Genomic DNA, 24710 nt, shown 5'->3' on the forward strand with positions numbered 1-24710 from the left:
GTGCATCGCTGGGGCTTAAACGGCTTCCGGCGCCTGGGCCCGACGAACGTCAGGCTGTTTCCAGGAATCGGCCGCGCTTTCTTCGATGGCCTGCTGGATCGCACGTTTGCGCGCTTCTTCGGCGCGGCGGCTGAAGAACCAGACCAGGAAGGTCACCAGGGACACCGCCAGCAGAATCAGGCTGGCCACGGCGTTGATTTCCGGTTTGACCCCCAGGCGCACCGCCGAGAACACTTCCATCGGCAAGGTGGTGGAACCCGGGCCGGAAACGAAGCTGGCCAGTACCAGGTCATCCAGGGACAGGGCGAACGACATCATGCCGCCGGCTGCCAGCGAGGGCGCGATCATCGGGATGGTGATCAGGAAGAACACCTTCCACGGCCGTGCCCCGAGGTCCATGGCCGCCTCTTCGATGGACAGGTCCAGCTCCCGCAGGCGCGCCGACACCACCACCGCCACATAGGCCGAGCAGAAGGTGGTGTGGGCGATCCAGATGGTCACCAGGCCACGTTCCTGCGGCCAGCCGATCATCTGTGCCATGGCCACGAACAGCAGCAACAGCGACAGACCGGTGATCACTTCGGGCATCACCAGCGGCGCGGTCACCAGGCCGCCGAACAGCGTGCGGCCCTTGAAGTGGGTGATCCGGGTCAGCACGAACGCCGCCAGGGTCCCCAGCGCCACCGCAGCGATCGCCGTATAGCAGGCGATCTCCAGGGAGCGCAGGACCGAGCCCATCAGTTGGGTATTGTCCAGCAGGCCGACGTACCACTTGATCGACCAGCCGCCCCAGACCGTCACCAGCTTCGAGGCGTTGAACGAGTAGATCACCAGGATCAGCATCGGCAGGTAGATGAACAGCAAGCCGAGCACCAGCATCAGGGTAGAAAAACTGAAGCGCTTCATTCTTTGCCCTCCATCTCTTTGGCCTGACTACGGTTGAAGAGGATGATCGGCACAATCAGGATCGCCAGCATCACCACCGCCAGGGCCGACGCCACCGGCCAGTCACGGTTGTTGAAGAACTCTTGCCAGAGCACTTTACCGATCATCAGGGTTTCCGGGCCGCCCAGCAGTTCCGGGATCACGAACTCGCCCACCACCGGGATGAACACCAGCATGCAGCCGGCGATGATGCCGTTCTTGGACAGTGGGATGGTGATCTTCCAGAAGCTGTTGAAGGTGCTTGAACCGAGGTCCGACGCGGCTTCCAGCAGGCTGTGGTCGTGCTTCACCAGGTTCGCGTACAGCGGCAGGATCATGAACGGCAGGTAGGAATAGACCACGCCGATGTACACCGCGATGTTGGTGTTGAGGATCTGCAGCGGTTCGTTGATCCAGCCCATGCCCATCAGGATGCCGTTGAGCAGGCCGTTGTTGCTGAGGATGCCCATCCAGGCATAGACGCGGATCAGGATCGCGGTCCAGGTCGGCATCATGATCAGCAGCACCAGCACGGTCTGGATCTCTTTGCGTGCCGTGGCGATGCCGTAGGCCATCGGGTAGCCAATCAGCAGGCAGAGGATGGTGCTGAAAAACGCCATCTTCAGCGAGCCGAGGTAGGCGGCGATGTACAGCTCGTCGTCGCCCAGCATCGAGTAGTTGCCCAGGTTCAGCAGCAGCTGCACCTTCTGGTCGACGTAGCTGTAGATCTCGGTGTACGGCGGGATGGCCACATCGGCTTCAGCGAAGCTGATCTTCAGGACGATGAAGAACGGCAGCATGAAAAACAGGAACAGCCAGATGAACGGGACCCCGATGACCAATTGACGGCCACCGGGAATTATTCGATTGAGTCGGCGCTTGAGCTTTCGCATGTTCATGAGCGAAGTACCACGCCGCTGTCGTCTTCCCACCAGACGTAGACCTGGTCACCCCAGGTCGGACGGGCGCCGCGGCGCTCGGCGTTGGCCACGAACGACTGGACCAGCTTGCCGCTCGGCAGTTCGACATAGAACACCGAGTGTCCGCCCAGGTAGGCGATGTCGTGCACCTTGCCGCTGGACCAGTTGTATTCGCAGGTCGGCATTTCGGCAGTGACCAGCAGTTTTTCCGGGCGAATCGCGTAGGTCACCGACTTGTCCTGCACCGAAGTGCTGATGCCGTGGCCGACGTAGATCTGGCGATCCAGGTCTTTGCAGGTGATGGTTGCGTGGCCTTCGGCGTCGTCGATCACTTCGCCTTCGAAGATGTTGACGTTGCCGATGAACTCGCAGACCAGGCGGCTGACCGGGGTTTCGTAGATGTCGATCGGGCTACCGATTTGCGCGATCCAGCCCAGGTGCATGATGGCGATGCGTTCGGCCATGGTCATGGCCTCTTCCTGGTCGTGGGTCACCATCACGCAGGTCACGCCGACGCGCTCGATGATCTCCACCAGCTCCAGTTGCATCTGCGAGCGCAGTTTCTTGTCCAGGGCGCCCATCGGCTCATCGAGCAGCAGCAGTTTCGGACGCTTGGCCAGGGAGCGAGCCAGGGCCACGCGCTGGCGCTGGCCACCGGAAAGCTGGTGCGGCTTGCGCTTGGCGTATTGGCTCATCTGCACCAGCTTGAGCATTTCCGCGACCCGGGCGTCGACTTCCGCCGCCGGGATCTTGTCCTGCTTGAGGCCGAAGGCAATGTTCTGGGCCACGGTCATGTGCGGGAACAACGCATAGGACTGGAACATCATGTTGATCGGCCGCTCGTAGGGCGGCATGTCGGTGATGTCCACGCCATCGAGGAAGATTCGCCCCTCGGTCGGCCGCTCGAAGCCTGCGAGCATGCGCAGCAAGGTGGATTTGCCCGAACCCGATCCGCCGAGCAAGGCGAAGATCTCGCCTTTCTTGATTTCCAGGGACACGTCGTCCACGGCAATCGTCTCGTCGAACTTCTTCGTGACCCGGTCGATTTTGACCAACACCTGCTTAGGTGTCTGGTCGCCCTCGAGGGCTTTCTTGTAGGCGCCGGAGGCAACAGCCATTTGCGAAACTCCCAACAAAATTTGCAGCTCGCCCGATACAGGCGAGCCTTGGATAGTTTGAGCCTTTGAAGCTACTTACCCGACTTGACCTTGGTCCAGCTACGGGTCATGAGACGTTGAATCTTGGGCGGCAACTCGGAGTTGACGTACAGCTTGTCGACGATGGCTTGCGCTGGGTAAACCGCCTCGTCGGTTCGTACTGCCTGGTCCATCAGCTCGCCCGCCTTGGGGTTGGGGTTGGCGTAACCGACGGCGTCGCTGACCTGAGCGATGACCTCAGGCTTGAGCAGGTAATTGATAAAGGCATGGGCTTCCTTGACGTTGCCGGCATCCCGCGGGATGGCCAGCATGTCGAACCAGAGGTTGCCGCCTTCCTTGGGGATCACGTAGGCGATTTCCACGCCCTTGCCGGCCTCTGCCGCACGGGCCTTGGCCTGAAATACATCACCGGAGAAACCGGCGGCGACGCAGATCTCGCCATTGGCCAGGTCGGAGATGTACTTGGAAGAGTTGAAGTACGTCACGTAAGGGCGCACGGCCAGCAACTTGGCTTCGGCCTTCTTGTAGTCTTCGGGGTTCTGGCTGTTGGGCGACAGGCCCATGTAGTTGAGCACCGCCGGCAGCATTTCATCGGCCGAATCGAGGAAAGCCACGCCGCAGCTGGACAGCTTCTTGATGTTTTCCGGCTCGAACAGCATGGCCCAGGAATCGATCTTGTCGACGCCCAGTGCGGCCTTGACCTTCTCCACGTTGTAACCGATGCCATTAGTGCCCCACAGGTAAGGCACGGCGTACTGGTTGCCCGGGTCGTTCTTCTCCAGGCGCTTGAGCAGCACCGGGTCGAGGTTGGAATAGTTGCTCAACTGGGCCTTGTCGAGCTTCTGAAAAGCCCCGGCCTTGATCTGCTTGCCCAGGAAGTGATTGGACGGCACCACCACGTCATAGCCGGTATGCCCGGCCAGCAACTTGCCTTCCAGGGTTTCATTGGAGTCGAACACGTCATAGACCGGCTTGATGCCCGTGGCTTTTTCAAAGTCCGCCAGAGTGCTCTGACCGATATAGTCGGACCAGTTATAAATATGCACGGTAGGTGCTGCCTGGACACTGACGGCCAGCGTCAGCCCGGCGCCGACCAGCAAGGCTTTGCGAAATAAAGAAATAGGCAAGTGGAGGTCCTCTAAATAGTTGGGCCCAAGTTGCCCCGTGTCACATGACAGCCCGAAGCTGCCCGGCAACAAAACCGGCGCGCAACTTACCCTCGATAAACCGTTCCAGCAAAACTTTCTGTCATTTAATTACGGCAAAACCGATGTAGCCGCTGCTGGCAGGCTGCCAGCGCTGACGAAGAAAACCCTGCTTTCATCAGCGCCAGGCCCCTTTCGGGGCCATCGCGGCCTTGGGCAGCGGCTACAGGTTTGCGTTATTTACCGGATTTGATCTTGGTCCAGCTGCGCGTCAGGATCCGCTGGGTCGCGGCTGGCAAGTCGGCAATCGCATACAACTTGGCCTGCACGTCCGCTGGCGGGTAGATGCCTGGGTCGCTGGTGATGTCTTTATCGACCAGGGCGGTTGCAGCCGCGTTACCGTTGGGGAAACGCACGGCGTTGGTGATCTCGGCCATGATTTCCGGCTTCTGCAGGAAGGTCATGAACTTGTAGGCGCCTTCGACGTTTTCCGCATCTTTCGGGATGGCGACCATGTCGTAGAAGCTGCCAGCACCTTCTTTCGGAATGTTGTAGCTGACTTTCACCTTGTCACCGGCTTCGGCAGCACGGGACTTGGCCTGGTAGATATCGCCCGAGTAACCGACCGCGACGCAGATGTTGCCGTTGGCCAGGTCAGAGATGTACTTGGAAGAGTGGAAGTAGCCGATCGAAGGACGGATCTTCAGGAACAGTGCTTCAGCTTCGGCCAGTTGTTTCTTGTCCTGGCTGTCGGTTGGATAGCCCAGGTAGTGCAGTGCCACCGGAATCATCTCGGTTGGCGAATCGAGGAAGCTGATGCCGCACGATTTCAACTTGGCTGCGTTCTCAGGCTTGAACAGCAGGTCCCAGGAGTTGGTCGGTGCATCGGCGCCCAATGCAGCCTTGACCTTCTCGGCATTGAAGCCGATACCGATCGAGCCCCACATGTAAGGGAATGCGTGTTTGTTGCCCGGGTCGCTGACGGATACGGCCTTGAGCAGGGATTCGTTGAGGTTTTTCCAATTAGGCAGTTTGGAGCGGTCCAACTCTTGGTAGACACCGGCCTTGATCTGTTTGGCCAGGAAGTTGTTGGACGGCACCACGATGTCGTAACCGGACTTGCCGGCCAACAACTTGGCTTCCAGGGTTTCGTTACTGTCGAACACGTCGTACACGACTTTGATACCGGATTCGGTTTCAAACTTCTTGATGGTGTCCGGCGCGATGTAGTCGGACCAGTTGTAAACGTGCAGAACCTTGTCATCGGCCTGGGCTGCGCCAGCGAATGCGCCCATCAGGGAGATCGCGAGGAGGGTCTTGCCAGCTATCTTCATACCTAATGCCTTCATGCGTAATGCTCCAATTATTCTTTTTAACCACATTCTTGTTAACCAAGAGCCGGCGGCCGATTCCCGGGCAACTAAAAACAGCGGGTAGTCTGGCAAGATCCAAGGCAGGCTTTCAAGGAAAGACCCATCCTTTATAACTGCTCAGGGCGAAAGTACCGCGAGATACTCCGCCCAGAGCCTAGCACTTAGCCTTGCAGCGCACTCAAGGTCAGATCCAGGCACTTGCGTGCCTTGGCCACCAGTTCATCGATCTCCGCGTGGCTGATCACCAGCGGTGGAGCGATGATCATGGTGTCGCCCACGGCGCGCATGATCAGGCCATTGTCGAAGCAGAATTGACGGCAGATCATGCCGACGCCCTTGCCCACATACCGCGCCCGTGTCGCCTTGTCCTGAACCAGCTCGATGGCGCCCAGCAGACCCACTCCACGAACTTCGCCCACCAGGGGGTGATCGTTGAGTTCGCGCAGACGTTTCTGCAAATAAGGTGCCGTTTCTGCATGAACGCGTTCGATAATTTTTTCATCGCGCATGATGCGGATGTTTTCCAGGGCCACGGCCGCCGCCACCGGGTGCCCGGAATAGGTGAAGCCGTGGTTGAAATCACCGCCTTCATTCAACACCGCGACCACTTCGTCGCGCACGATCAGGCCACCCATCGGGATGTAGCCCGAGGTCAGGCCCTTGGCGATGGTCATCATGTCCGGCTTGAGGTCGTAGAAGTCGCTGCCGAACCATTCGCCGGTACGCCCGAAACCGCAGATCACCTCGTCGGCGACGAACAGGATGTCGTACTTGGCGAGGATTTCCTTGATGCGCGGCCAGTAGCTTTCCGGCGGAACGATCACGCCACCGGCGCCCTGGATCGGCTCGGCAATAAAGGCACCGACGTTATCCACGCCGATTTCCAGAATCTTCTCTTCCAACTGGTTGGCGGCCCAGACCCCGAACTCTTCGGGGCTCATGTCGCCACCCTCGCCGAACCAGTAGGGTTGCGGGATGTGGACAATGCCCGGGATCGGCAGGTCGCCCTGTTCGTGCATGTAAGTCATGCCGCCCAGGCTGGCGCCGGCCACGGTGGAACCGTGATAGCCGTTGACCCGGCTGATGATGGTTTTCTTGTTCGGCTGGCCCTTGATCGCCCAGTAGTGGCGGACCATACGCAGCATGGTGTCGTTGCCTTCGGAGCCGGAACCAGTGAAGAACACGTGGTTCATGCCTTCAGGGGCAATGTCGGCGATGGCCTTGGACAGCTCCAGCACCGGCGGGTGGGCGGTCTGGAAGAACAGGTTGTAGTACGGCAGTTCTTTCATCTGCTTGGCGGCAGCATCCGCCAGTTCATCGCGACCGTAACCGATGGCCACGCACCACAGGCCGGCCATGCCGTCGAGGATCTTGTTGCCTTCGCTGTCCCACAGGTACACGCCCTTGGCGGTGGTGATGATCCGCGGGCCTTTCTCTTTCAGCTGCTTGAAATCGCTGAAGGGGGCCAGGTGGTGATCGTTGCTGAGGGCTTGCCATTCACGGGTTTGCGGGTTGTTGCTGGTCATACGGCTCTCCTAGAGTCAGTTGGGCGCCGCTTGCGGCCGCGGCGCCCGGTGTGTCAGACGGCGAACAGCAGGAATTCCCGCTCCCATGAGCTGATCACGCGCTTGAAGTTTTCATGCTCGGCCCGCTTGACCGCGACGTAGCCAGTGATGAATTTTTTACCCAGGTATTTTTCGACGGTGGCGCTGTTTTCCATACGCTCCAGCGCGTCTTCGATGGTCAGCGGCAGGCGCAGGTTGCGGCGCTCGTAACCACGACCGACCACCGGCGCGCTCGGATTGATCCCCTCGACCATGCCGATAAAACCGCAGAGCAGGCTCGCGGCAATCGCCAGGTAAGGGTTGGCGTCAGCCCCCGGCAGGCGGTTTTCCACACGACGGTTCTGCGGGCCGGCATCCGGTACGCGCAGGCCGACGGTGCGGTTCTCTTCGCCCCACTCCACGTTCACCGGCGCCGACGTATCGGGCAGGAAGCGGCGGAACGAATTGACGTTCGGTGCGAACAGCGGCAACAGCTCGGGAATCAGCTTCTGCAAACCACCGATGTGGTGCAGGAACAGCTGGCTCATGGTCCCGTCTTCATTGGAGAAGACGTTCTTGCCGGTCTCGATGTCGATGATGCTCTGGTGCAGGTGCATGGCGCTGCCGGGTTCGCCGGTCATGGGCTTGGCCATGAAGGTCGCCGCTACATTGTGCTTGAGCGCGGCCTCGCGCATGGTGCGTTTGAACACCAGGATCTGGTCGGCCAGGGACAGGGCATCGCCGTGACGGAAGTTGATTTCCATCTGCGCCGTGCCGTCTTCGTGAATCAGGGTATCGAGGTCCAGTTCCTGCAGCTCGCACCAGTCGTAGACGTCTTCGAACAACGGGTCGAATTCGTTGGCGGCTTCAATGGAGAACGACTGGCGGCCGGTTTCCGGGCGACCGGAGCGGCCGATGGGCGGCTGCAGCGGGAAGTCCGGGTCTTCGCAGCGCTTGGTGAGGTAGAACTCCATTTCCGGCGCGACGATGGGCTGCCAGCCGCGATCGGAGTAGAGCTTCAGGACTTTCTTCAAGACGTTGCGCGGCGACAGCTCGATCGGGTTGCCTTGCTTGTCGTAGGTGTCGTGGATCACCTGCGCCGTGGGCTCGATGGCCCAGGGCACGAGGAATACGGCGTTCTGGTCAGGGCGGCAGATCATGTCGATGTCGGCAGGATCGAGCAGCTCGTAATAGATGTCGTCTTCGACATAGTCGCCGGTGACCGTCTGCAACAGCACGCTCTCGGGCAGGCGCATGCCTTTTTCGGCAATGAACTTGTTGGTCGGCGAGATCTTGCCCCGGGTGATACCGGTCAGATCGCCAATCATGCATTCGACTTCTGTGATCTTGTGGTCTTTCAACCAATCGGTGAGCTGGTCGAGGTTGTTACTCATAAATGCCTCTAGGCTGAGTTTCCTGACTCTTATAAGTCAGGCGTTTTGTGACGCATCGGCGTCGCGTTGTGTTGCCCGCTTGCGGCAGGCCTCACCAAAGGCCTGGAAAATGGCCAGGTAGTGAGGGTTGGAGCTTACCTGCCATTCGGGATGCCATTGCACGCCTAAAGCAAAAGCCTTGCCCGCCGTCACGGAAATCGCCTCGATCAAGCCGTCGGGCGCTACCGCCTCGACCCGCAGGCCGGGGGCCGGGCGATCGACGCCCTGGGCGTGGATCGAGTTGACCTGGATCTCGCTCGGCAAGCCCAGGCCGGCCAGCACGCCGCCGGCCTGAATGTGCACGGCATGGGCCGGGGCATACTGCACCTCCAGCGGCTGGCTGGGATCTTCGCGGTGGTCCATGTAGGGGCCGACCAGATGAACGTTCTGATGCAGGCTGCCGCCGAAGGCGACGTTCATTTCCTGAAAGCCGCGGCAGATGCCGAGCACTGGAATTCCGGCCGCAACAGCAGCACGAATCAACGGGAGGGTGGTGGCGTCGCGTGCAGAATCATGAGCAGTACCCGGCGCACTGGCCTGGCCCTGGTAATGAAAAGGTTCGATATTGGAAGGGGAGCCGGTAAAGAGAATGCCGTCCAGACCGTCAATAATATCGTTCGGGTCGAGCAGCTCTGCCAGGGCTGGCAGAATCAATGGCAAGCCCTTGGCAGCAACAGCAACTGCGCGGACGTACTTATCGCCACTGATATGATAAGCATGCAGACCGACCTGCTTGGTGCAGGCGGTGACGCCGATTAACGGCAGGCGAGACATGAAGCACCCCGGTATTATTGCTGTTATGGGTTTGAATCGAGCTTAGCCTTGTTCATTTTTTTACACAACACCCCCGTAAAAAATACAACACGGCCCGCTCAAGCCTGCGGTACCGGAGGTAGCTGAAGACGGAAAAACGCCCTGTTTTGCCGCGAAAGTGCCGTGCAAGCGCTTTATTAGGGCGTAAAAGGCCTCACTTGACTTCGGCATGCCGTTCGGGTTGACTGAAACCAGAAAAGATCAATGATTGATATTTTTAACAACAAAGGTGTTGCATCATGTCGGTACCCCCGCGTGCCGTTCAGCTTAACGAAGCGAACGCGTTCCTTAAGGAACATCCTGAGGTTCTGTACGTTGACCTTCTGATTGCGGATATGAATGGTGTGGTGCGCGGCAAGCGCATCGAACGCACCAGCCTCCACAAGGTTTACGAGAAAGGCATCAACCTGCCGGCCTCTCTATTTGCTCTGGATATCAATGGCTCGACGGTGGAAAGCACCGGCCTGGGTCTGGACATCGGTGATGCTGACCGAATCTGTTATCCGATCCCCGATACCCTGTGCAATGAGCCGTGGCAGAAGCGCCCCACCGCGCAACTGTTAATGACCATGCACGAACTCGAAGGCGAACCTTTCTTCGCCGACCCGCGTGAAGTGTTGCGCCAAGTCGTTACAAAATTCGATGACCTGGGCCTGACCATCTGCGCCGCGTTCGAGCTGGAGTTCTACCTGATCGACCAGGAGAACGTGAATGGCCGCCCGCAACCGCCGCGCTCGCCGATCTCCGGCAAACGCCCGCACTCGACACAGGTCTACCTGATCGACGACCTCGACGAATACGTCGACTGCCTCCAGGACATTCTGGAAGGTGCGAAAGAGCAAGGCATCCCGGCTGACGCCATCGTCAAGGAAAGTGCCCCGGCGCAGTTCGAAGTGAACCTGCACCACGTCGCCGACCCGATCAAGGCCTGCGACTACGCAGTACTGCTCAAGCGCCTGATCAAGAACATCGCCTACGACCATGAGATGGACACCACCTTCATGGCCAAGCCTTACCCGGGCCAGGCGGGCAACGGTCTGCACGTGCACATTTCGATTCTGGACAAAGACGGCAAGAATATTTTTGCCAGTGAGGATCCCGAGCAGAACGCCGCATTGCGTCACGCGATCGGCGGTGTGCTCGAGACCCTACCGGCGCAGATGGCTTTTCTCTGCCCGAACGTCAACTCGTACCGTCGTTTCGGCGCTCAGTTCTACGTGCCGAACTCGCCGTGCTGGGGCCTGGACAACCGCACCGTGGCGATCCGCGTCCCGACCGGTTCGTCCGATGCCGTGCGCATCGAACACCGCGTAGCCGGCGCCGACGCCAACCCGTACCTGCTGATGGCTTCGGTCCTCGCAGGCGTGCACCACGGCCTGACCAACAAGATCGAGCCGGGGGCGCCGGTTGAAGGCAACTCCTACGAGCAGAACGAGCAAAGCCTGCCGAACAACCTGCGCGATGCCCTGCGCGAGTTGGACGACAGCGAAGTCATGGCCAAGTACATCGACCCGAAATACATCGATATCTTTGTCGCCTGTAAAGAGAGCGAGCTGGAGGAGTTCGAACACTCCATCTCCGACCTCGAATACAACTGGTACCTGCATACCGTGTAAACGGTTGCGATAAAAACAACGCCGCAGGCTTCAGCGCCTGCGGCGTTTTTTTATGGGTCGCCACCAGGCGCGTTTATCAGCGGCGGTGCGCGACGGTGTCCTGGCAGACAACACTCCACCCTGCTCGTACAATGCCCGCTGCCCAGTGAGGAGACTTCGATGACCCGCCCCGCCCCCCTTCGCAAACCCCGCGCTCGCAGCCAGGCCCGCATCGACTCGATCCTCGATGCCGCCCGCACCCTGCTGGCCGCCGAGGGCGTGGCCAGCCTGTCGATCTACAGCGTGGCGGAACGGGCGCAGATCCCGCCGTCGTCGGTCTACCACTTCTTCGCCAGCGTCCCGGCGTTGCTGGAGGCCCTCACCGCCGATGTGCACGCCGCCTTTCGCGCCTGCCTGCAAGAACCCATCGAAACCACCCGCCTGCACAGCTGGCGCGATCTCTCGCGCCTGGTGGAGCAACGCATGCTCGCCATCTACAGCGAGGATGCCGCGGCCCGCCAGTTGATCCTCGCCCAGCACGGCCTGACCGAAGTCACCCAGGCCGACCGCCAGCACGACCTTGAGCTGGGCGACCTGATGCACACTCTGTTCGATCGGCATTTCCAGTTGCCGGCGCTGCCGACCGATGTCGACGTGTTCGCCCTGGCCATGGAGCTGGGCGATCGGGTCTATGCGCGCTCGGTGCAACAGCACGGCCAGATCACCCCGCGCATGGCCGAGGAAGGCATGCGCGTGTTCGACGCCTATCTGGGGCTGTACCTGCCGCCGTACCTGGCCAAACGCGAGGCGTGACCCGCCGCTTGCCCGGGCGCCCATAAAAAAGCCCCGAAGGGCTCACACCCGTCGAGGCTGTCTCAACACCGCGATCACAACTTGGCGATCGACACCTCGGTGGATTTCACGAACGCGATCACTTCGCTGCCGATCACCAGCTCAAGCTCCTTGACCGAACGGGTGGTGATCACCGACGTGACGATGCCGGAGGCCGTCTGCACGTCGATTTCCGACAGCACGTCGCCTTCGACGATTTCCTTGATGGTGCCTTTGAACTGGTTACGGACGTTGATGGCTTTGATAGTCATGCGATTTCTCCTAGGGTCGAAAATAAGCGGCAAGTGGCGAGCTTCAAGCAGCAAGTAAAAGCGCCGTGCTCTTGCTTGCCGCTGGACGTTCGCAACGTGCAGCTGCTCTTACTGTGCCCAGCGTAATTGCGTGGGCAAGGGTGAAACAGGTTCCGGCTCCGGGGGTGACCCTGGCAGCGACAGCACACGATTCAGGACTTCGGTTTCCAGCGCGGCCAGGCGGTGCGAACCACGGGCCCGAGGGCGCGGCAGGTCCACCAGCAGGTCGAGGCCGACTTCACCGTCTTCGATCAGGATCACGCGGTCGGCAATGGCCACCGCTTCGCTGACGTCATGGGTGACCAGCAACACCGTGAAGCCATGTTTTTGCCACAGGCCTTCGATCAGCTGCTGCATCTCGATCCGGGTCAAGGCGTCCAGGGCACCCAGGGGCTCATCCAGCAACAGCAGGCGCGGCTGGTGGATCAAGGCGCGGGCCAGGGCCACGCGCTGCTTCTGCCCGCCGGAAAGCGCCGCCGGCCATTCCTGAGCCCGATCCGCCAGGCCGACCGCCTCCAGGGCCTGCAACGCCTGCGGACGCCAGTTGCCCTTGAGGCCAAGGCCGACGTTGTCGATGACTTTTTTCCAGGGCAGCAGGCGCGCCTCCTGGAACATCAGCCGGGTGTCTTCAATCGCCTCGCTGAGCGCTGCCGACCCCGCCAGCAGCTCGCCGGCCGTGGGCTTGTCGAGACCGGCCAGGAGGCGCAGCAAGGTGCTCTTGCCGCAGCCGCTGCGACCGACCACGGCCACGAACTGCCCGGCCGGAATATGCAGGTCGACCTCGCGCAACACCTGGCGCGAGCCAAAAGTCTTTTGCAGCTTGCGCACTGCCAGCGGAATGCCGCGCAGCAGGCGTGGAGGTTGTTGAGCCGTCATTGCGCACCGCCTTTAGCCACTTGATAGGCCGGATGCCAACGCAACCAGACACGTTCCAGGCCCCGGGCGGCCAGGTCGGCCAGCTTGCCGAGCACGGCGTACAGGACGATCGCCAATACCACCACGTCGGTCTGCAGGAATTCCCGGGCGTTCATTGCCAGGTAACCGATGCCGGAGCTGGCAGAGATGGTTTCCGCCACGATCAGCGTCAGCCACATAAAGCCCAGAGCAAACCTCACCCCCACCAGAATCGATGGCAGCGCACCCGGCAGGATCACCTGGCGGAACAGGCTGAAGCCGGACAGGCCGTAGCTGCGGGCCATTTCCACCAGCGCCGGATCGACGTTGCGGATGCCGTGATAGGTGTTGAGGTAGATCGGGAACAACGTCCCCAAGGCCACCAGGAAGATTTTTGCCGACTCATCGATGCCGAACCACAGGATCACCAGCGGAATCAGCGCCAGGTGCGGCACGTTGCGAATCATCTGCACCGAGCTGTCCAGCAGGCGCTCGCCCCACTTCGACAGGCCGGTGATAAAGCCCAGGGCCAGGCCGATGCCGCCGCCGATCAGGAAGCCGATCGCCGCGCGCCAGCCGCTGATGGCCAGGTGGGTCCAGATTTCGCCGCTGCGAATCAGGCTGACCCCGGCTTCAATCACGGCGCTCGGTGCCGGCAGGATCCGCGTCGATAACCAGCCCGCCGACACCGACAGCTGCCACACCGCCAGCAGCAATACCGGCAAGGCCCACGGCGCCAGCCGATGGAATACGTTTTGACTGTTCATGGCCGCGCTCAGCTCTGGGACACAGCTTTGGGAAGGATGTCGTTGGCCACCATCTCGCCGAACGGGCTCACGTAACCGCTGCTTTTGGGCAATTCGGGACGCTCGATATCCAGGTGCGGGAAGAGCAGTTCGGCAACCCGATAAGCCTCTTCCAGGTGTGGGTAACCGGAGAAGATAAAGGTGTCGATGCCCAGGTCCGCGTACTCCTGCATGCGCGCTGCCACCGTCGGCCCGTCGCCGACCAGGGCAGTGCCGGCACCACCGCGCACCAGGCCGACGCCGGCCCAGAGGTTGGGGCTGACTTCCAGCCGGTCGCGGTTGCCGCCATGCAAGGCTGCCATGCGCTGCTGGCCGACCGAATCAAAGCGCGCCAGCGAGGCCTGGGCCCGGGCGATGGTGTCGTCGTCCAGGTGGGAAATCAGGCGCTCGGCGGCTTGCCAGGCTTCGTCGTTGGTTTCACGCACGATCACATGCAGGCGAATACCAAAGCGCACGGTGCGCCCCAGCTTGGCCGCCTTGGCCCGCACCTGTTCGATCTTCTCGGCCACCGCCGCCGGGGGCTCGCCCCAGGTCAGGACCATCTCCACCTGCTCGGCCGCGAGATCCTGGGCCGCTTCCGACGAACCGCCAAAGTACAGCGGCGGGCGCGGTTGCTGGATGGGCGGGTACAGCAGCTTGGCGCCCTTCACACTGATGTGCTGGCCGTCGTAGTCGACGGTTTCACCTTCCAGTACCCGGCGCCAGATGCGGGTGAACTCCACGGAAGCCTGGTAACGCTCTTCATGGCTCAGGAACAACCCATCGCCGGCCAATTCATCCGGATCGCCACCCGTCACCAGGTTGAACAACGCCCGGCCACCGGACAGGCGATCCAGGGTCGCTGCCTGACGCGCCGCCACCGTCGGGGAAATGATCCCGGGGCGCAGGGCTACCAGGAATTTCAGGCGCTGGGTCACGGGGATCAACGAGGCGGCCACCAGCCAGGAGTCCTCGCAGGAACGTCCGGTAGGGATCAGCACCCCGCCAAAGCCAAGACGATCGGCGGCCTGGGCAATCTGCTGCAGGTAACCGTGATCGACGGCCCGTGCGCCTTCGGCGGTGCCAAGGTAATGGCCGTCACCGTGGGTAGGCAGGAACCAGAAAATATTGAGGCTCATGGAGTTGTCTCCTAAGGGGTTCGAGTTACGGCGCTTTGGCAACGGCGGCAGGTGGGGTCCAGATCACATCCTTGATGCTCAACGGCTTGGGAATCAGCTTGAGCTGGTAGAAGCTGTCGGCGATTTTCTGCTGCGCGGCCACCACCTCGGGGGTCAGGAACAACGCGCCGTAGCCCTGGCGCTTGACCGACGTCAGGGTGATGTCGGCGGGCAGGCCCAGCAGCGGCGACACCTGTTTGGTCACCTCCTCGGGGTTGGCCTTGGACCATTCACCGACTGCGCGCACTTCTTCCACCAGGGCCTTGATCACCTCAGGGTGTTGCTCGGCGTAGGGCTTGGTTGCCAGGTAGAACTGGTGGTTGTCGACGATGCCGCTGCCATCGCGCAGGGTGCGCGCTTGCAACTGTTGCTCGGCGGCGGCCTGGTAAGGGTCCCAGATCACCCAGGCATCGACACTGCCGCGCTCGAAAGCGGCACGGGCATCGGCGGGTGGCAGGAAAATGGTCTGGATATCGCTGTATTTCAGGCCTGCATCTTCCAGGGCCCGCACCAGCAGGTAATGCACGTTGGAGCCTTTGTTGAGCACCACCTTCTTGCCCTTGAGGTCCTGCACCGACTTGATCGGCGAGCCCTTGGGCACCAGGATCGCTTCGCTGGTCGGTGCCGGCGGCTCATAAGCCACGTAGAGCAGATCGGCACCGGCGGCCTGGGCGAACACCGGCGGGGTTTCACCGGTCACACCGAAGTCGATCGAACCGACATTGAGCCCTTCAAGCAGCTGCGGGCCACCGGGGAACTCGGTCCACTGCACGTCGACGCCTTGCGCCGCCAGGCGTTTCTCCAGGGAACCCTTGGCCTTGAGCAGCACCAGGGTGCCGTACTTCTGATAACCGATACGCAGGCTTTCAGCCTGGGCTTGGGTGATGGCGCCGAAGGACACAGCCGCAACAAACAGAGCGACCAGACCGCGACGCAAAACTACAGGGCGCATGGCGCTCTCCTTTTGCTGTGGGGTTTTTGGCTGCACCTGCTTGGCCGTTAGCGGCTGAGTAAGGTGAGTACTGCAAAATTCGGGTAAGGCGGTTGCGGCTCAAATGCTCCAGCGAGCACTCAACAAACGTTCATTCAAGATATGCGGATCCAGCGGCTTGGGACGGCGTGCCATGGCGCTGTGGAACTGCTCCAGGGCCTCGCTCAGACGCTGCTCCAGAGCCGGCGCCAGTTGCGCCTGGGCACTGCCTTCGCCGTAAGCGATCTGGCTGTCCTCGGCAAAAATGCCGTGCAGCATTTCCTGGGCCTTGAGCGCCGACAGCACCGGCTTGAGCGCGTAATCCACTGCCAGCATATGGGCGATGCTGCCACCCGTGGCCATTGGCAACACCACCTTGTGACTCAGGGCGCGTTCGGGCAGCAGATCGAGCACGGTCTTCAACGCGCCGGAGAACGACGCCTTGTACACCGGCGTGGCGATCAGCAAGCCGTCGGCCTGGTCGATCTGTTGCAACAGGTCGATCACTTTTGGGCTGTCGAAGCGGGCGTGCAGCAGATCTTCGGCCGGGAAGTCCCGTACCTGATAGCTGACAACTTCCACACCGTGCTGCTGCAACCAGCGCCTGGAGTGATCCAGCAGCACCCCGGAACGGGAGCGTTGGCTGGGACTTCCACCGAGTGAGACGACCAGCATGCAGAGGTTTCCTTGAGGGCTGAAAGCGATTCGCGGTTTGCGATCTCGCTGAATGGGACAGACCTTAACAGTCAATTTATATATCTATAAATCTTATTTTTTCATTTGTTTATTCTTAAAAAGAATATAAGAAGCAAAATCTTCCAGGCAAAAAAATAGGCCGTCGAGACGGCCTTAAACCCCTGCTTCATGATTCTGCAAAGCCCAGGGGGAGCGGGCATGGCAGCCCATAGTCCGTCGCCAGGCTCCCCCAGGCGCGATTAACGATTGGGCTGTGGCGTCAGGCGCAGGTAGGGCTTCACTGCGCGGTAACCTTTAGGGAAGCGTTTCTTGATTTCGTCTTCGTCCTTGAGGGACGGCACGATCACCACTTCATCACCGTCCTGCCAGTTGGCGGGAGTCGCCACCTTGTAGTTGTCGGTGAGCTGCAGCGAGTCGATCACCCGCAGGATCTCGTGGAAATTGCGCCCGGTGCTGGCCGGGTAGGTGATGGTCAGGCGGATTTTCTTGTTCGGATCGATCACGAACAGCGAACGCACGGTCAGGGTGTCGTTGGCATTGGGGTGAATCAGGTCGTAGAGGTCGGACACCTTGCGATCGGCGTCGGCCAGGATCGGGAAGTTGACGATAGTGTTCTGGGTTTCGTTGATGTCCTCGACCCACTTGTGGTGCGAGTCCACCGGGTCCACCGACAGGGCAATGGCCTTGACCCCACGTTGGGCGAATTCGTCCTTGAGCTTGGCGGTAAAGCCCAGCTCCGTGGTGCACACCGGGGTGAAGTCCGCCGGGTGGGAAAACAGCACGCCCCAGCTGTCGCCGAGCCATTCGTGAAAACGGATCTTGCCGGCGCTGGAATCCTGCTCGAAATCGGGGGCGATGTCGCCCAGTCTTAGGCTCATGGGTGCTGCTCCTGTGAGTGCGGTATGCAGCTACTCTGCCTGCACTGGAGCTTATTTAAAAAGAATAAATATCGATTTATTCAGATCATAAAGGAATATTAAAAATCTATTCACTGGACCCACAGGCAGGCGAAGACCACCATTCTCATCAGGGTTCGAGAAGGCCTTGAGTGGTTGCAAAGAGGGGATTCGGGAAGGGCTCGCGGGGGTGGGCCCGACTTGAAACAGCACCACGCCCGGCATTGCGCCGGGCGTGGTTTTAACGCGGTATTACAACAGCGGCAGCGAGTAGCTGACGATCAGACGGTTTTCGTCCTGGTCGCGCTGGCCCGGTACATCGTTGCGCCACATGGCGTTTTTCCAGGTCAGACCCAGGTTTTTCAGCGGGCCTTCCGGAATAACGTAGGCAACGGTCAGGTCGCGTTCCCACTCGGAGCGGCCGGAGCCTGCAACGGAACGGTTCGCCGCTACGGTGTCGATGTTATCGCCACGCAGGTAGATCACACCGGCGGTCAGGCCTGGTGCACCCAGCTTGGCGAAGTCGTAAGCGTAACGCGCCTGCCAGGTACGCTCGCCAGCGCGGTTGAACTTGGCGATCTGCATGTCAGTGGTCAGGTAAGCCGAAGCGCCGTCACCCTGGTTCAGGAACGGGAAGTCACTGCTGCCGTTGCTGACCTGGTAACCGCCACCGAAGGTATGACCGGCGACCGAGTACAGGAACAGGCCGCTGTACAGGTTGTTATCGACTTTGCCTTTACCGCTAGGCACACCGGAGTAGTTGCCGGAGGTGTAGTAGGCCGCTTCGTGGCCGTTGGCACCGTCGTCACGGCTATTGAAGTAACGCAGGTCGGACTTCAATACGCCAGGGCCGATCGCCCAGTTATGGGTCAGACCCAGGAAGTGCTGTTTGTAGAAGTCTTCCAGATTGCCGTAGTAGTACTGGGCAGTCAGGTCTTTGGTGATTTTGTAGTCACCACCACCGTAGTAGAACTTGTTGCTGAACTTGCCATTGCCAAAGTTGGAACCACCGTTGGCGCCCGCAATGGACAGGTTTTCATTGTTGCTGGAGTTACGACCTTTGGCTTTCTCGATCTGACCACCGACCAGAGTCAGGTCCTTGATGTCGTTGGAAGTGATCTGGCCGCCCTGGAAGGTTTGCGGCAGCAAACGACCATCGTTGGTCACGATAACCGGCAGTTTTGGCTGCAGGGTGCCGAGCTTGAGCTCGGTCTGGGAGATCTTGGCTTTGGCAGTCAGGCCCAGGCTGGAGAAGTCATCAACCGCTTCGCCGTTGGACTTGCTTGGGAACACGATGCCGCCATAGGAGCCGGAGTTGGCGCCGGAACGTGCGGTTGCACCGTTGGTGCCGCCACCGGAATCAAGTTTGACGCCGAGCAGACCAATGGCATCAATACCAAAACCGACAGTGCCTTGGGTGTAACCGGAAGTGAAGTTGAGCTGGAAGCCCTGACCCCATTCTTCGCTCTTGTTCACAGTGGCAGCAGAGTCACGGTTGTCTTGGTTGATATAGAAGTTACGCAGACCCAAGGTTGCCTTGCTGTCTTCGATAAAACCAGCGGCGCCTGCTTGCTGCGCCAAAACCCCTACGGCCACAGCCAGGGCCAAGGTGGACTTATTCATGTTTCGCTCCTCGTTTCTAATTTTTGTGGTTCTTTGGCCCTGGGTCGTACGCCCGGATCCACAGATGCGCGATTAGCGCCAGACCGTGACTGATAAGTCAATCGCAACTATCGGCGTCTACGACCATGGTCTAATCGTGCTGATTTGGTCCCTGCAGGGTAATGAATTCCTCATAAACCCAAAAAGAATTATTTCATTCTTTTTCATACCATTCAGGAATATGCCTTGGCGTGCCGTAAGCCAGCCGAATCATCCACATCGGCTACCGAGCCAATTCCTTAATGGTATTTCCCATAAATGCTTAAGACCGATCTGATTTGGCGCAAGTAAATACGTCAAACCAGGTCAGAAAAGCGACGCCATCATGGCGAAGAGCTCATCCTCCCGTCAATTTGTTACAGTTTATGTGTCGAACAGACTTTTTTTTGCAACATTGCCGCTATACGCCTGACACATGCCGCTGCAGGACAGCGGCGAGTGCGCCCCCGCCGATACGGCGGGGACGAGCAGGATTTCAGAGTGCTTTTTCGAAGATTTTCGAGTTGCGCTGGTAGTTGTACAGCGAGGCCCGCGCCGATGGCAGGCGCTCGACACTGCTGGGCACAAAGCCGCGCTCGCGAAACCAGTGGGCGGTGCGCGTGGTCAGTACGAACAGGGTTTTCAGCCCTTGAGCCCGGGCCCGGGTTTCAATCCTTTCCAACAGTTCATCGCCGCGACGGCCGTGGCGGTACTCGGGGTTCACCGCCAGGCACGCCAACTCGCCGGCATCGGAGTCGGCGATCTGATACAGCGCCGCGCAGGCAATGATCATCCCTTCGCGCTCGACCACGCTGAACTGCTCGATTTCACGCTCCAGCACTTCCCGCGAGCGGCGCACCAGAATCCCCTGTTCTTCCAGCGGGCTGATCAGATCCAGCAAACCGCCGACATCCTCGATGGCTGCCTCGCGCACCAGCTCGAACTGCTCCTGGGCCACCAGGGTGCCGCCGCCGTCGCGGGTGAAAAGCTCGGTCAGCAGCGCACCATCTTCGGCGTAGCTGACGATATGGCTGCGCCCCACGCCACCGCGACAGGCTTCGGCAGCGGCATCCAGCAGTTCGGCCTGGTAATTGGCCCCCAGGCGCTGCAAGTGCGCGGGCACCTGTTGCGGCCGCAGTTCGCGCACCAGCTTGCCGTTTTCGTCGATCAGCCCGCGGTCGGCGCCAAACAGCAGCAACTTGTCGGCCGCCAGGTCGATGGCGGCGCGGGTGGCGACGTCTTCGCAGGCGAGGTTGAAGATCTCCCCGGTCGGCGAGTAACCCAGGGGCGACAGCAGCACGATCGAGCGCTCGTCCAGCAGGCGGTTGATGCCCTTGCGGTCGACCCGCCGCACTTCACCGGTGTGGTGGAAGTCCACGCCTTCGAGCACGCCGATCGGCCGCGCCGTCACCAGGTTGCCGCTGGCGACCCGCAGGCGCGAGCCCTGCATCGGCGACGAGGCCATGTCCATGGACAAGCGCGCCTCGATGGCAATCCGCAGATGGCCGACCGCATCGATCACGCACTCAAGGGTCGCGGCATCGGTAATGCGCAGGCCGTGGTGGTAATGGGGGGTCAGGCCTCGCGCAGCCAGGCGGGTTTCAATCTGCGGCCGCGAACCGTGCACCAACACCAGGCGCACGCCCAGGCTGTGCAACAGCACCAGGTCGTGGACGATATTGCCGAAGTTGGGATGATCAACCCCATCGCCGGGCAACATGACGACGAAGGTGCAATCGCGGTGGGCGTTGATGTAAGGAGAAGCGTGACGAAGCCAATTGACGTATTCGGGCATGAACCTGAGCCTTAATAAAAAGCAGCCTATAAAAGGGTGAAACAGAGAACGCACATCGGGCTGATGGTTATCGTCGGAACAGGCTTGGCGACACGCTGACTCTCCTTATAGGTACGGACCTGGGCACCGGCGCTTTACTGGGGTTGGGCCGGCGTCAGGCAATAATGTTCGATCAGTTCACGTAATAGATGCACGGTAGGCTGCAAGCGTGACATTTCGAGGTACTCCCCCGGTTGATGCGCACAGGCGATGTCGCCAGGGCCCAGTACCAGGGTCTCGCAGCCAAGGCGCTGAAGATAAGGCGCTTCGGTGCCAAACGCCACCGCTTCGGCGCGATGCCCGGTCAGTCGTTCGGCCACCCGCACCAGTTCGGCATCTTCTGCCTGTTCAAAGGGTGGCACTTCAGGGAACAGTGGCGCGTAGTCGATCTTCACCTGATGGCGCTCGGCCAGGGGTTCCAGTTTCTGCCGGATGGCCGCGCGCAGCATCTGCGGGTCCATGCCCGGCAAAGGCCGCAGGTCGAATTCCAGGGAACACTGGCCGCAAATTCGATTGGGGTTGTCGCCGCCGTGAATGCAACCGAAGTTCATGGTTGGCTGCGGCACACTGAATTGCGGGTTGCGAAATTCGCGCTGCCACGCCAGCCGCAGGCCGCGCAGCTCGCCGATGGCGTCATGCATCGCCTCCAGCGCGCTGTGGCCCAGGCGCGGGTCAGAGGAGTGCCCGCTCTGCCCGAGGATGTCGATGCGTTCCATCATCACCCCCTTGTGCAGGCGGATCGGCTTGAGCCCGGTGGGCTCACCGATCACCGCAGCGCGGCCCAGTGGCCGACCGGCTTCGGCCAGGGCGCGGGCCCCGGCCATGGAGCTTTCCTCGTCACAGGTGGCCAAAATCAGCAGCGGTTGCTTGAACGGCTGGTCCAGCAGCGGCTGGACCGCCTCGATCACCAGGGCAAAAAAGCCCTTCATGTCACAGCTGCCCAGGCCGATCCAGCGCCCGTCGACTTCGGTCAGTTTCAAGGGGTCGGTCTGCCACAAGGCTTCGTCGAATGGCACGGTATCGCTATGACCTGCCAGGACCAGCCCGCCCGGGCCGCTGCCGAAGCTGGCCAGCAGGTTGAACTTGCCGGGGCTGACCTGCTGGATATCACAGGCAAACCCCAGGTCACCGAGCCAGGCGGCAAGCAGGTCGATCACTGCACGATTGGATTGATCCAGCGCCGCCTGGGTGCAGCTGACGGACGGTGCGGCAATCAGCGCGGCGAACTGGTCTTTCATGGACGGCAATGGCATGCGCTGGCTCCCGACGGCAAAGATGAGGCTCATCATAGAGCCATCTTGCGACAGGAATAAACCGGCGCGGCACCTCCAGGCGCCTTGTCCTGTACACTGCACGGCCTTGGCAGCCACACATTCCCCTGGCTGCGCTCCCGATTCTGGATTTTCCGGCCATGCAGAAAGAAACTGAAATCAAACTCCGCGTCAGCCGCGAAACCCTCGCCGCCTTGCGCGAGCACCCGCTGCTGAAAAAACGCAACAAAAGTGGCTGGGAACGCCGTGAGCTGATGAACCAGTACTTCGACACCCCAGAGCGTGACCTGGCCCAGGCCAAGGTCGCCCTGCGCCTGCGTCGCGATGGCGAAGAAGTGATTCAGACCCTCAAGACCCGTGGCCACAGCGTTGCCGGTCTGTCCGAGCGCAATGAATACGACTGGCACCTGGCCAAACCCAAGCTCGACGTGAAAAAGCTCGACGGCGAATGCTGGCCCGAAGAACTGGCCGAGCTGGACAAAAAGACCCTCAAGCCAATCTTCACCACCGACTTCGTCCGCGAACGCGCGGAAATCGCCTGGGGCCGCGGCAAGGCCAAAGTAGTGATCGAGGCCGCCCTGGACCTGGGCCACGTGGTTGCTGGCAAGCAGAAGGAAGAAATCTGCGAGCTGGAACTGGAACTGCGCGAAGGTGAACCGGCCGCGCTGCTGGAGCTGGCCGCAGAACTGGCGGCGACCCTGGCCCTGATGCCGTGCGATATCAGCAAGGCCGAGCGCGGCTATCGCCTGTTCGATGCCAACAGCTACACGCTGAGCCTGCCGGCACCGGAGTTAAGCGCCGAAACCGCACTGGATGACGCCTTTGCCGCCCTGACCTGGCACCTGCTGGGCAGCAGCCAGCGCCTGGCCGAACAGTATCGCTTCAACGGCCACTGGCGCCTGCTGCAGGACTGGGTGGAAAACCTCGCCGAACTGCGCGCCCTGCTCAGCAGCCTGGGCCAGGCCGCACCGCGCCAGTCCACCGCCGAACTGCGCAGCGCCCTCGACGCCCTGCTTGAAGACTGGCGCCCACTGGTGCAAGCCGGCCTGGAAGACGAAGACGTGCGCAAGGCAGCGCCGGAGCAGTTCATCGAAGAACTGGAAGACGTGCGCTGGGGCCTGTTCTCGCTGAACACTTCGCGCTGGTTGCTGGCCCGCAGTTGGACCACCGAGCGCAACACCCGTGGCAACCGCCAGGGCGCCGCGCAACTGGGCAACTGGCTGCCGCGCCTGCTGGCCGACGAGGCCGTGGCCCTGCAACTGCCGCGCTATCAGCAACAGCCTGAAGACCTGGCTGAACAGTTGCCGCGTATCGAACGGATCCAGGCCTGGCTGCACCACGCCCGCAACGTCCTGGACATCCCGGAGCTGGACCGCCTGTACGGCGAACTGAACAAGCTGGTGCAACTGGCCAACGAGCCCATCAGCGATGAAGTGCTCGACGCGCGCAAACAGCAAGCCATCACCGTGTTCCAGAGCCGTGCCTGGAAAACCCTGCTGCGCCTGTAACCTGCTCCTCACCGGCAAGCCTGCGGGCCTGTCGGTGAGCGCACCGCCCTAGAGTTTCAGCGCAGCACCGGCAAACTCGTCGTCGACTTGATTTCGGACAAGGCGACGATCGAGTTCACCTCCTGGATTCCCGGCACCATCGACAGCTTCTCGAAGAAAAACCGCTCATAGGCTTCAATATCGGCGGTGACGATGCGCAGCAGGAAATCCACCGCCCCCATCAGCACATAACACTCCAGCACTTCGGGAAAGCCGCGAATCGCCTCGGTGAACTCCGTAAAGTTGGAGCGCCCGTGGGCGTTGAGTTTGACCTCGGCGAAGATCTGCGTGTTGAGGCCGATTTTCTTGCGATCGAGCAAGGTCACCTGGGCGCGAATCACCCCCTCCTCTTTCATCCGCTGAATCCTGCGCCAGCATGGCGACTGGGACAGCCCGACCTGCTCGGCGATCTGCGCGCTGGACAGCGAGGCGTCCTCCTGCAGCAAGGCGAGAATCCGGCGGTCATAGGCGTCAAGCTCGCTGTGCATAGATATTCCTTTAATAGGCATATACAAGAAATGAATAATTCATTATTCGCCCAATCACGCTCATCTTAGATAAGAAATACCCGGGACCCCATGTAAAAATTTCTCCACTGATCTGGAGAACGCCATGCCCCACCTCGAAGCCGTAAACCGTGAACCTTGCCGTGCCGATGTGTGGAGCCGCGCCAACAGCCACTGCCAGGTGCGCTATCAATTGAGCGCGGAAGCCGAAGCCGACGTGCTGTGCCGGGTGCTCAACCATTTCGCCTTGCAGAGCCTGGTGCCGCAGCAGGTTGCAGTGCTGCAACGGGATGGCCAGTTACACATCGAGGTGGCGCTCGACGGTCTGAGCTGGCACCGGGCCGGAGTGATTGCGGAAAAACTTCGTAACCTGATCAGCGTGGAATCGGTAACGCTCGAGCCCATCGAGCTTTCCCGCCTGCACGCGGCGGGCTGACAGGCTGCCG

General features: G+C 60.8%; 23 protein-coding genes. 4 read left to right on the top strand and 19 right to left on the bottom strand.

Translation table 11 applies throughout. The features are described from left to right. Nucleotides 1–15 precede the first annotated feature (15 nt). The 8 genes from JFU57_RS05940 to JFU57_RS05975 all read right to left on the bottom strand — a co-directional run bounded on the left by JFU57_RS05940 (nt 16) and on the right by JFU57_RS05975 (nt 9270). Nucleotides 16–906: an ABC transporter permease subunit gene (locus JFU57_RS05940; RefSeq protein ID WP_020295889.1), complete on the bottom strand. Its 891-nt coding sequence runs from the start codon at nt 904–906 to the stop codon at nt 16–18. Beyond that, nucleotides 903–1784, bottom strand: coding sequence for an ABC transporter permease subunit (locus tag JFU57_RS05945; protein WP_177326759.1), 882 nt, complete (start codon nt 1782–1784; stop codon nt 903–905). The genes JFU57_RS05940 and JFU57_RS05945 overlap by 4 nt, the downstream gene beginning before the upstream one ends. A gap of 35 nt (nt 1785–1819) precedes the next feature. Next, the gene (locus JFU57_RS05950) at nt 1820–2962 is read right to left on the bottom strand and encodes an ABC transporter ATP-binding protein (protein ID WP_020295891.1); all 1143 of its coding nucleotides are present in this window, start codon (nt 2960–2962) and stop codon (nt 1820–1822) included. A 71-nt stretch (nt 2963–3033) separates the two neighbouring features. Continuing rightward, nucleotides 3034–4128, bottom strand: coding sequence for a polyamine ABC transporter substrate-binding protein (locus tag JFU57_RS05955; RefSeq protein ID WP_078470551.1), 1095 nt, complete (start codon nt 4126–4128; stop codon nt 3034–3036). Between the two features lie 254 nt (nt 4129–4382). Further along, nucleotides 4383–5480, bottom strand: coding sequence for a polyamine ABC transporter substrate-binding protein (locus tag JFU57_RS05960; RefSeq protein WP_078470550.1), 1098 nt, complete (start codon nt 5478–5480; stop codon nt 4383–4385). A 200-nt stretch (nt 5481–5680) separates the two neighbouring features. After that, entirely contained in the window at nt 5681–7045 is a 1365-nt protein-coding gene (locus JFU57_RS05965; protein WP_078470549.1) for an aspartate aminotransferase family protein, read from the bottom strand. A gap of 53 nt (nt 7046–7098) precedes the next feature. Beyond that, on the bottom strand, nt 7099–8457 hold the full coding sequence (locus JFU57_RS05970) for a glutamine synthetase family protein (protein WP_078470548.1): 1359 nt from the start codon (nt 8455–8457) through the stop codon (nt 7099–7101). 36 nt (nt 8458–8493) lie between these two features. Further along, complete coding sequence (locus JFU57_RS05975) at nt 8494–9270, bottom strand: gamma-glutamyl-gamma-aminobutyrate hydrolase family protein (protein ID WP_020295896.1); 777 nt, start codon at nt 9268–9270, stop codon at nt 8494–8496. Between the two features lie 278 nt (nt 9271–9548). Here JFU57_RS05975 and JFU57_RS05980 point away from each other — a divergent pair, with 278 nt between their 5' ends. Then, a complete protein-coding gene (locus JFU57_RS05980) occupies nt 9549–10925 on the top strand; it encodes a glutamine synthetase family protein (RefSeq protein ID WP_020295897.1) in 1377 nt (458 codons plus the stop codon). Nucleotides 10926–11084: 159 nt separating this feature from the next. After that, nucleotides 11085–11717, top strand: coding sequence for a TetR/AcrR family transcriptional regulator (locus JFU57_RS05985; RefSeq protein ID WP_201128467.1), 633 nt, complete (start codon nt 11085–11087; stop codon nt 11715–11717). 74 nt (nt 11718–11791) lie between these two features. On the opposite strand, the gene JFU57_RS05990 is transcribed toward JFU57_RS05985, so the two are convergent. From JFU57_RS05990 to argE, 10 genes are all read right to left on the bottom strand, one after another. Beyond that, entirely contained in the window at nt 11792–12007 is a 216-nt protein-coding gene (locus JFU57_RS05990; RefSeq protein ID WP_003213899.1) for a TOBE domain-containing protein, read from the bottom strand. Between the two features lie 108 nt (nt 12008–12115). Beyond that, nucleotides 12116–12922 carry an aliphatic sulfonates ABC transporter ATP-binding protein gene (gene ssuB, locus JFU57_RS05995; RefSeq protein WP_201128468.1) on the bottom strand — a complete coding sequence of 269 codons (807 nt, stop codon included), beginning with the start codon at nt 12920–12922 and terminating at the stop codon, nt 12116–12118. Beyond that, nucleotides 12919–13707, bottom strand: a complete 789-nt coding sequence (ssuC, locus tag JFU57_RS06000) for an aliphatic sulfonate ABC transporter permease SsuC (RefSeq protein WP_020295900.1) — start codon at nt 13705–13707, stop codon at nt 12919–12921. Before ssuC ends, ssuB begins: the two co-directional genes overlap by 4 nt. A gap of 8 nt (nt 13708–13715) precedes the next feature. After that, nucleotides 13716–14864: an FMNH2-dependent alkanesulfonate monooxygenase gene (ssuD, locus tag JFU57_RS06005; RefSeq protein ID WP_201128469.1), complete on the bottom strand. Its 1149-nt coding sequence runs from the start codon at nt 14862–14864 to the stop codon at nt 13716–13718. Nucleotides 14865–14889: 25 nt separating this feature from the next. After that, nucleotides 14890–15855 carry a sulfonate ABC transporter substrate-binding protein gene (locus JFU57_RS06010; protein WP_078470544.1) on the bottom strand — a complete coding sequence of 322 codons (966 nt, stop codon included), beginning with the start codon at nt 15853–15855 and terminating at the stop codon, nt 14890–14892. Nucleotides 15856–15954: 99 nt separating this feature from the next. Then, complete coding sequence (gene ssuE, locus JFU57_RS06015; RefSeq protein ID WP_020295903.1) at nt 15955–16548, bottom strand: NADPH-dependent FMN reductase; 594 nt, start codon at nt 16546–16548, stop codon at nt 15955–15957. A 260-nt stretch (nt 16549–16808) separates the two neighbouring features. Beyond that, complete coding sequence (locus tag JFU57_RS06020) at nt 16809–17447, bottom strand: peroxiredoxin (protein ID WP_201128470.1); 639 nt, start codon at nt 17445–17447, stop codon at nt 16809–16811. 270 nt (nt 17448–17717) lie between these two features. Next, on the bottom strand, nt 17718–19088 hold the full coding sequence (locus tag JFU57_RS06025; RefSeq protein ID WP_201128471.1) for an OprD family porin: 1371 nt from the start codon (nt 19086–19088) through the stop codon (nt 17718–17720). Between the two features lie 514 nt (nt 19089–19602). Beyond that, nucleotides 19603–20901 (bottom strand): amino-acid N-acetyltransferase, encoded by a 1299-nt coding sequence (gene argA / locus JFU57_RS06030; RefSeq protein WP_020295906.1) that lies wholly within the window; start codon nt 20899–20901, stop codon nt 19603–19605. 134 nt (nt 20902–21035) lie between these two features. After that, the gene (argE, locus tag JFU57_RS06035; RefSeq protein ID WP_020295907.1) at nt 21036–22193 is read right to left on the bottom strand and encodes an acetylornithine deacetylase; all 1158 of its coding nucleotides are present in this window, start codon (nt 22191–22193) and stop codon (nt 21036–21038) included. Between the two features lie 158 nt (nt 22194–22351). On the opposite strand from argE, the gene JFU57_RS06040 reads away from it, so the two are divergent. After that, complete coding sequence (locus tag JFU57_RS06040) at nt 22352–23719, top strand: CYTH domain-containing protein (RefSeq protein WP_201128472.1); 1368 nt, start codon at nt 22352–22354, stop codon at nt 23717–23719. 56 nt (nt 23720–23775) lie between these two features. Here JFU57_RS06040 and JFU57_RS06045 read toward each other — a convergent pair whose 3' ends face one another. Further along, nucleotides 23776–24246, bottom strand: coding sequence for an Lrp/AsnC family transcriptional regulator (locus tag JFU57_RS06045; RefSeq protein ID WP_020295909.1), 471 nt, complete (start codon nt 24244–24246; stop codon nt 23776–23778). A 124-nt stretch (nt 24247–24370) separates the two neighbouring features. On the opposite strand from JFU57_RS06045, the gene JFU57_RS06050 reads away from it, so the two are divergent. Beyond that, the gene (locus tag JFU57_RS06050; RefSeq protein WP_201128478.1) at nt 24371–24700 is read left to right on the top strand and encodes a hypothetical protein; all 330 of its coding nucleotides are present in this window, start codon (nt 24371–24373) and stop codon (nt 24698–24700) included. Nucleotides 24701–24710 lie beyond the last annotated feature (10 nt).

Source organism: Pseudomonas sp. TH07 (assembly GCF_016651285.1).
GTDB lineage: Bacteria > Pseudomonadota > Gammaproteobacteria > Pseudomonadales > Pseudomonadaceae > Aquipseudomonas.

Coding starts and splice junctions, on each gene's coding strand:
- JFU57_RS05975 (WP_020295896.1), bottom strand. CDS start 9,270: ATGTCTCGCCTGCCGTTAATCGGCGTCACCGCCTGCACCAAGCAGGTC.
- ssuD (WP_201128469.1), bottom strand. CDS start 14,864: ATGAGCCTCAATATTTTCTGGTTCCTGCCTACCCACGGTGACGGCCAT.
- JFU57_RS05950 (WP_020295891.1), bottom strand. CDS start 2,962: ATGGCTGTTGCCTCCGGCGCCTACAAGAAAGCCCTCGAGGGCGACCAG.
- JFU57_RS06040 (WP_201128472.1), top strand. CDS start 22,352: ATGCAGAAAGAAACTGAAATCAAACTCCGCGTCAGCCGCGAAACCCTC.
- JFU57_RS05980 (WP_020295897.1), top strand. CDS start 9,549: ATGTCGGTACCCCCGCGTGCCGTTCAGCTTAACGAAGCGAACGCGTTC.
- JFU57_RS06020 (WP_201128470.1), bottom strand. CDS start 17,447: ATGAGCCTAAGACTGGGCGACATCGCCCCCGATTTCGAGCAGGATTCC.
- JFU57_RS06010 (WP_078470544.1), bottom strand. CDS start 15,855: ATGCGCCCTGTAGTTTTGCGTCGCGGTCTGGTCGCTCTGTTTGTTGCG.
- argE (WP_020295907.1), bottom strand. CDS start 22,193: ATGCCATTGCCGTCCATGAAAGACCAGTTCGCCGCGCTGATTGCCGCA.
- JFU57_RS05965 (WP_078470549.1), bottom strand. CDS start 7,045: ATGACCAGCAACAACCCGCAAACCCGTGAATGGCAAGCCCTCAGCAAC.
- JFU57_RS05960 (WP_078470550.1), bottom strand. CDS start 5,480: ATGAAGATAGCTGGCAAGACCCTCCTCGCGATCTCCCTGATGGGCGCA.
- ssuC (WP_020295900.1), bottom strand. CDS start 13,707: ATGAACAGTCAAAACGTATTCCATCGGCTGGCGCCGTGGGCCTTGCCG.
- JFU57_RS06025 (WP_201128471.1), bottom strand. CDS start 19,088: ATGAATAAGTCCACCTTGGCCCTGGCTGTGGCCGTAGGGGTTTTGGCG.
- JFU57_RS05940 (WP_020295889.1), bottom strand. CDS start 906: ATGAAGCGCTTCAGTTTTTCTACCCTGATGCTGGTGCTCGGCTTGCTG.
- JFU57_RS06045 (WP_020295909.1), bottom strand. CDS start 24,246: ATGCACAGCGAGCTTGACGCCTATGACCGCCGGATTCTCGCCTTGCTG.
- JFU57_RS05970 (WP_078470548.1), bottom strand. CDS start 8,457: ATGAGTAACAACCTCGACCAGCTCACCGATTGGTTGAAAGACCACAAG.
- ssuB (WP_201128468.1), bottom strand. CDS start 12,922: ATGACGGCTCAACAACCTCCACGCCTGCTGCGCGGCATTCCGCTGGCA.
- JFU57_RS06050 (WP_201128478.1), top strand. CDS start 24,371: ATGCCCCACCTCGAAGCCGTAAACCGTGAACCTTGCCGTGCCGATGTG.
- ssuE (WP_020295903.1), bottom strand. CDS start 16,548: ATGCTGGTCGTCTCACTCGGTGGAAGTCCCAGCCAACGCTCCCGTTCC.
- JFU57_RS05985 (WP_201128467.1), top strand. CDS start 11,085: ATGACCCGCCCCGCCCCCCTTCGCAAACCCCGCGCTCGCAGCCAGGCC.
- JFU57_RS05990 (WP_003213899.1), bottom strand. CDS start 12,007: ATGACTATCAAAGCCATCAACGTCCGTAACCAGTTCAAAGGCACCATC.
- argA (WP_020295906.1), bottom strand. CDS start 20,901: ATGCCCGAATACGTCAATTGGCTTCGTCACGCTTCTCCTTACATCAAC.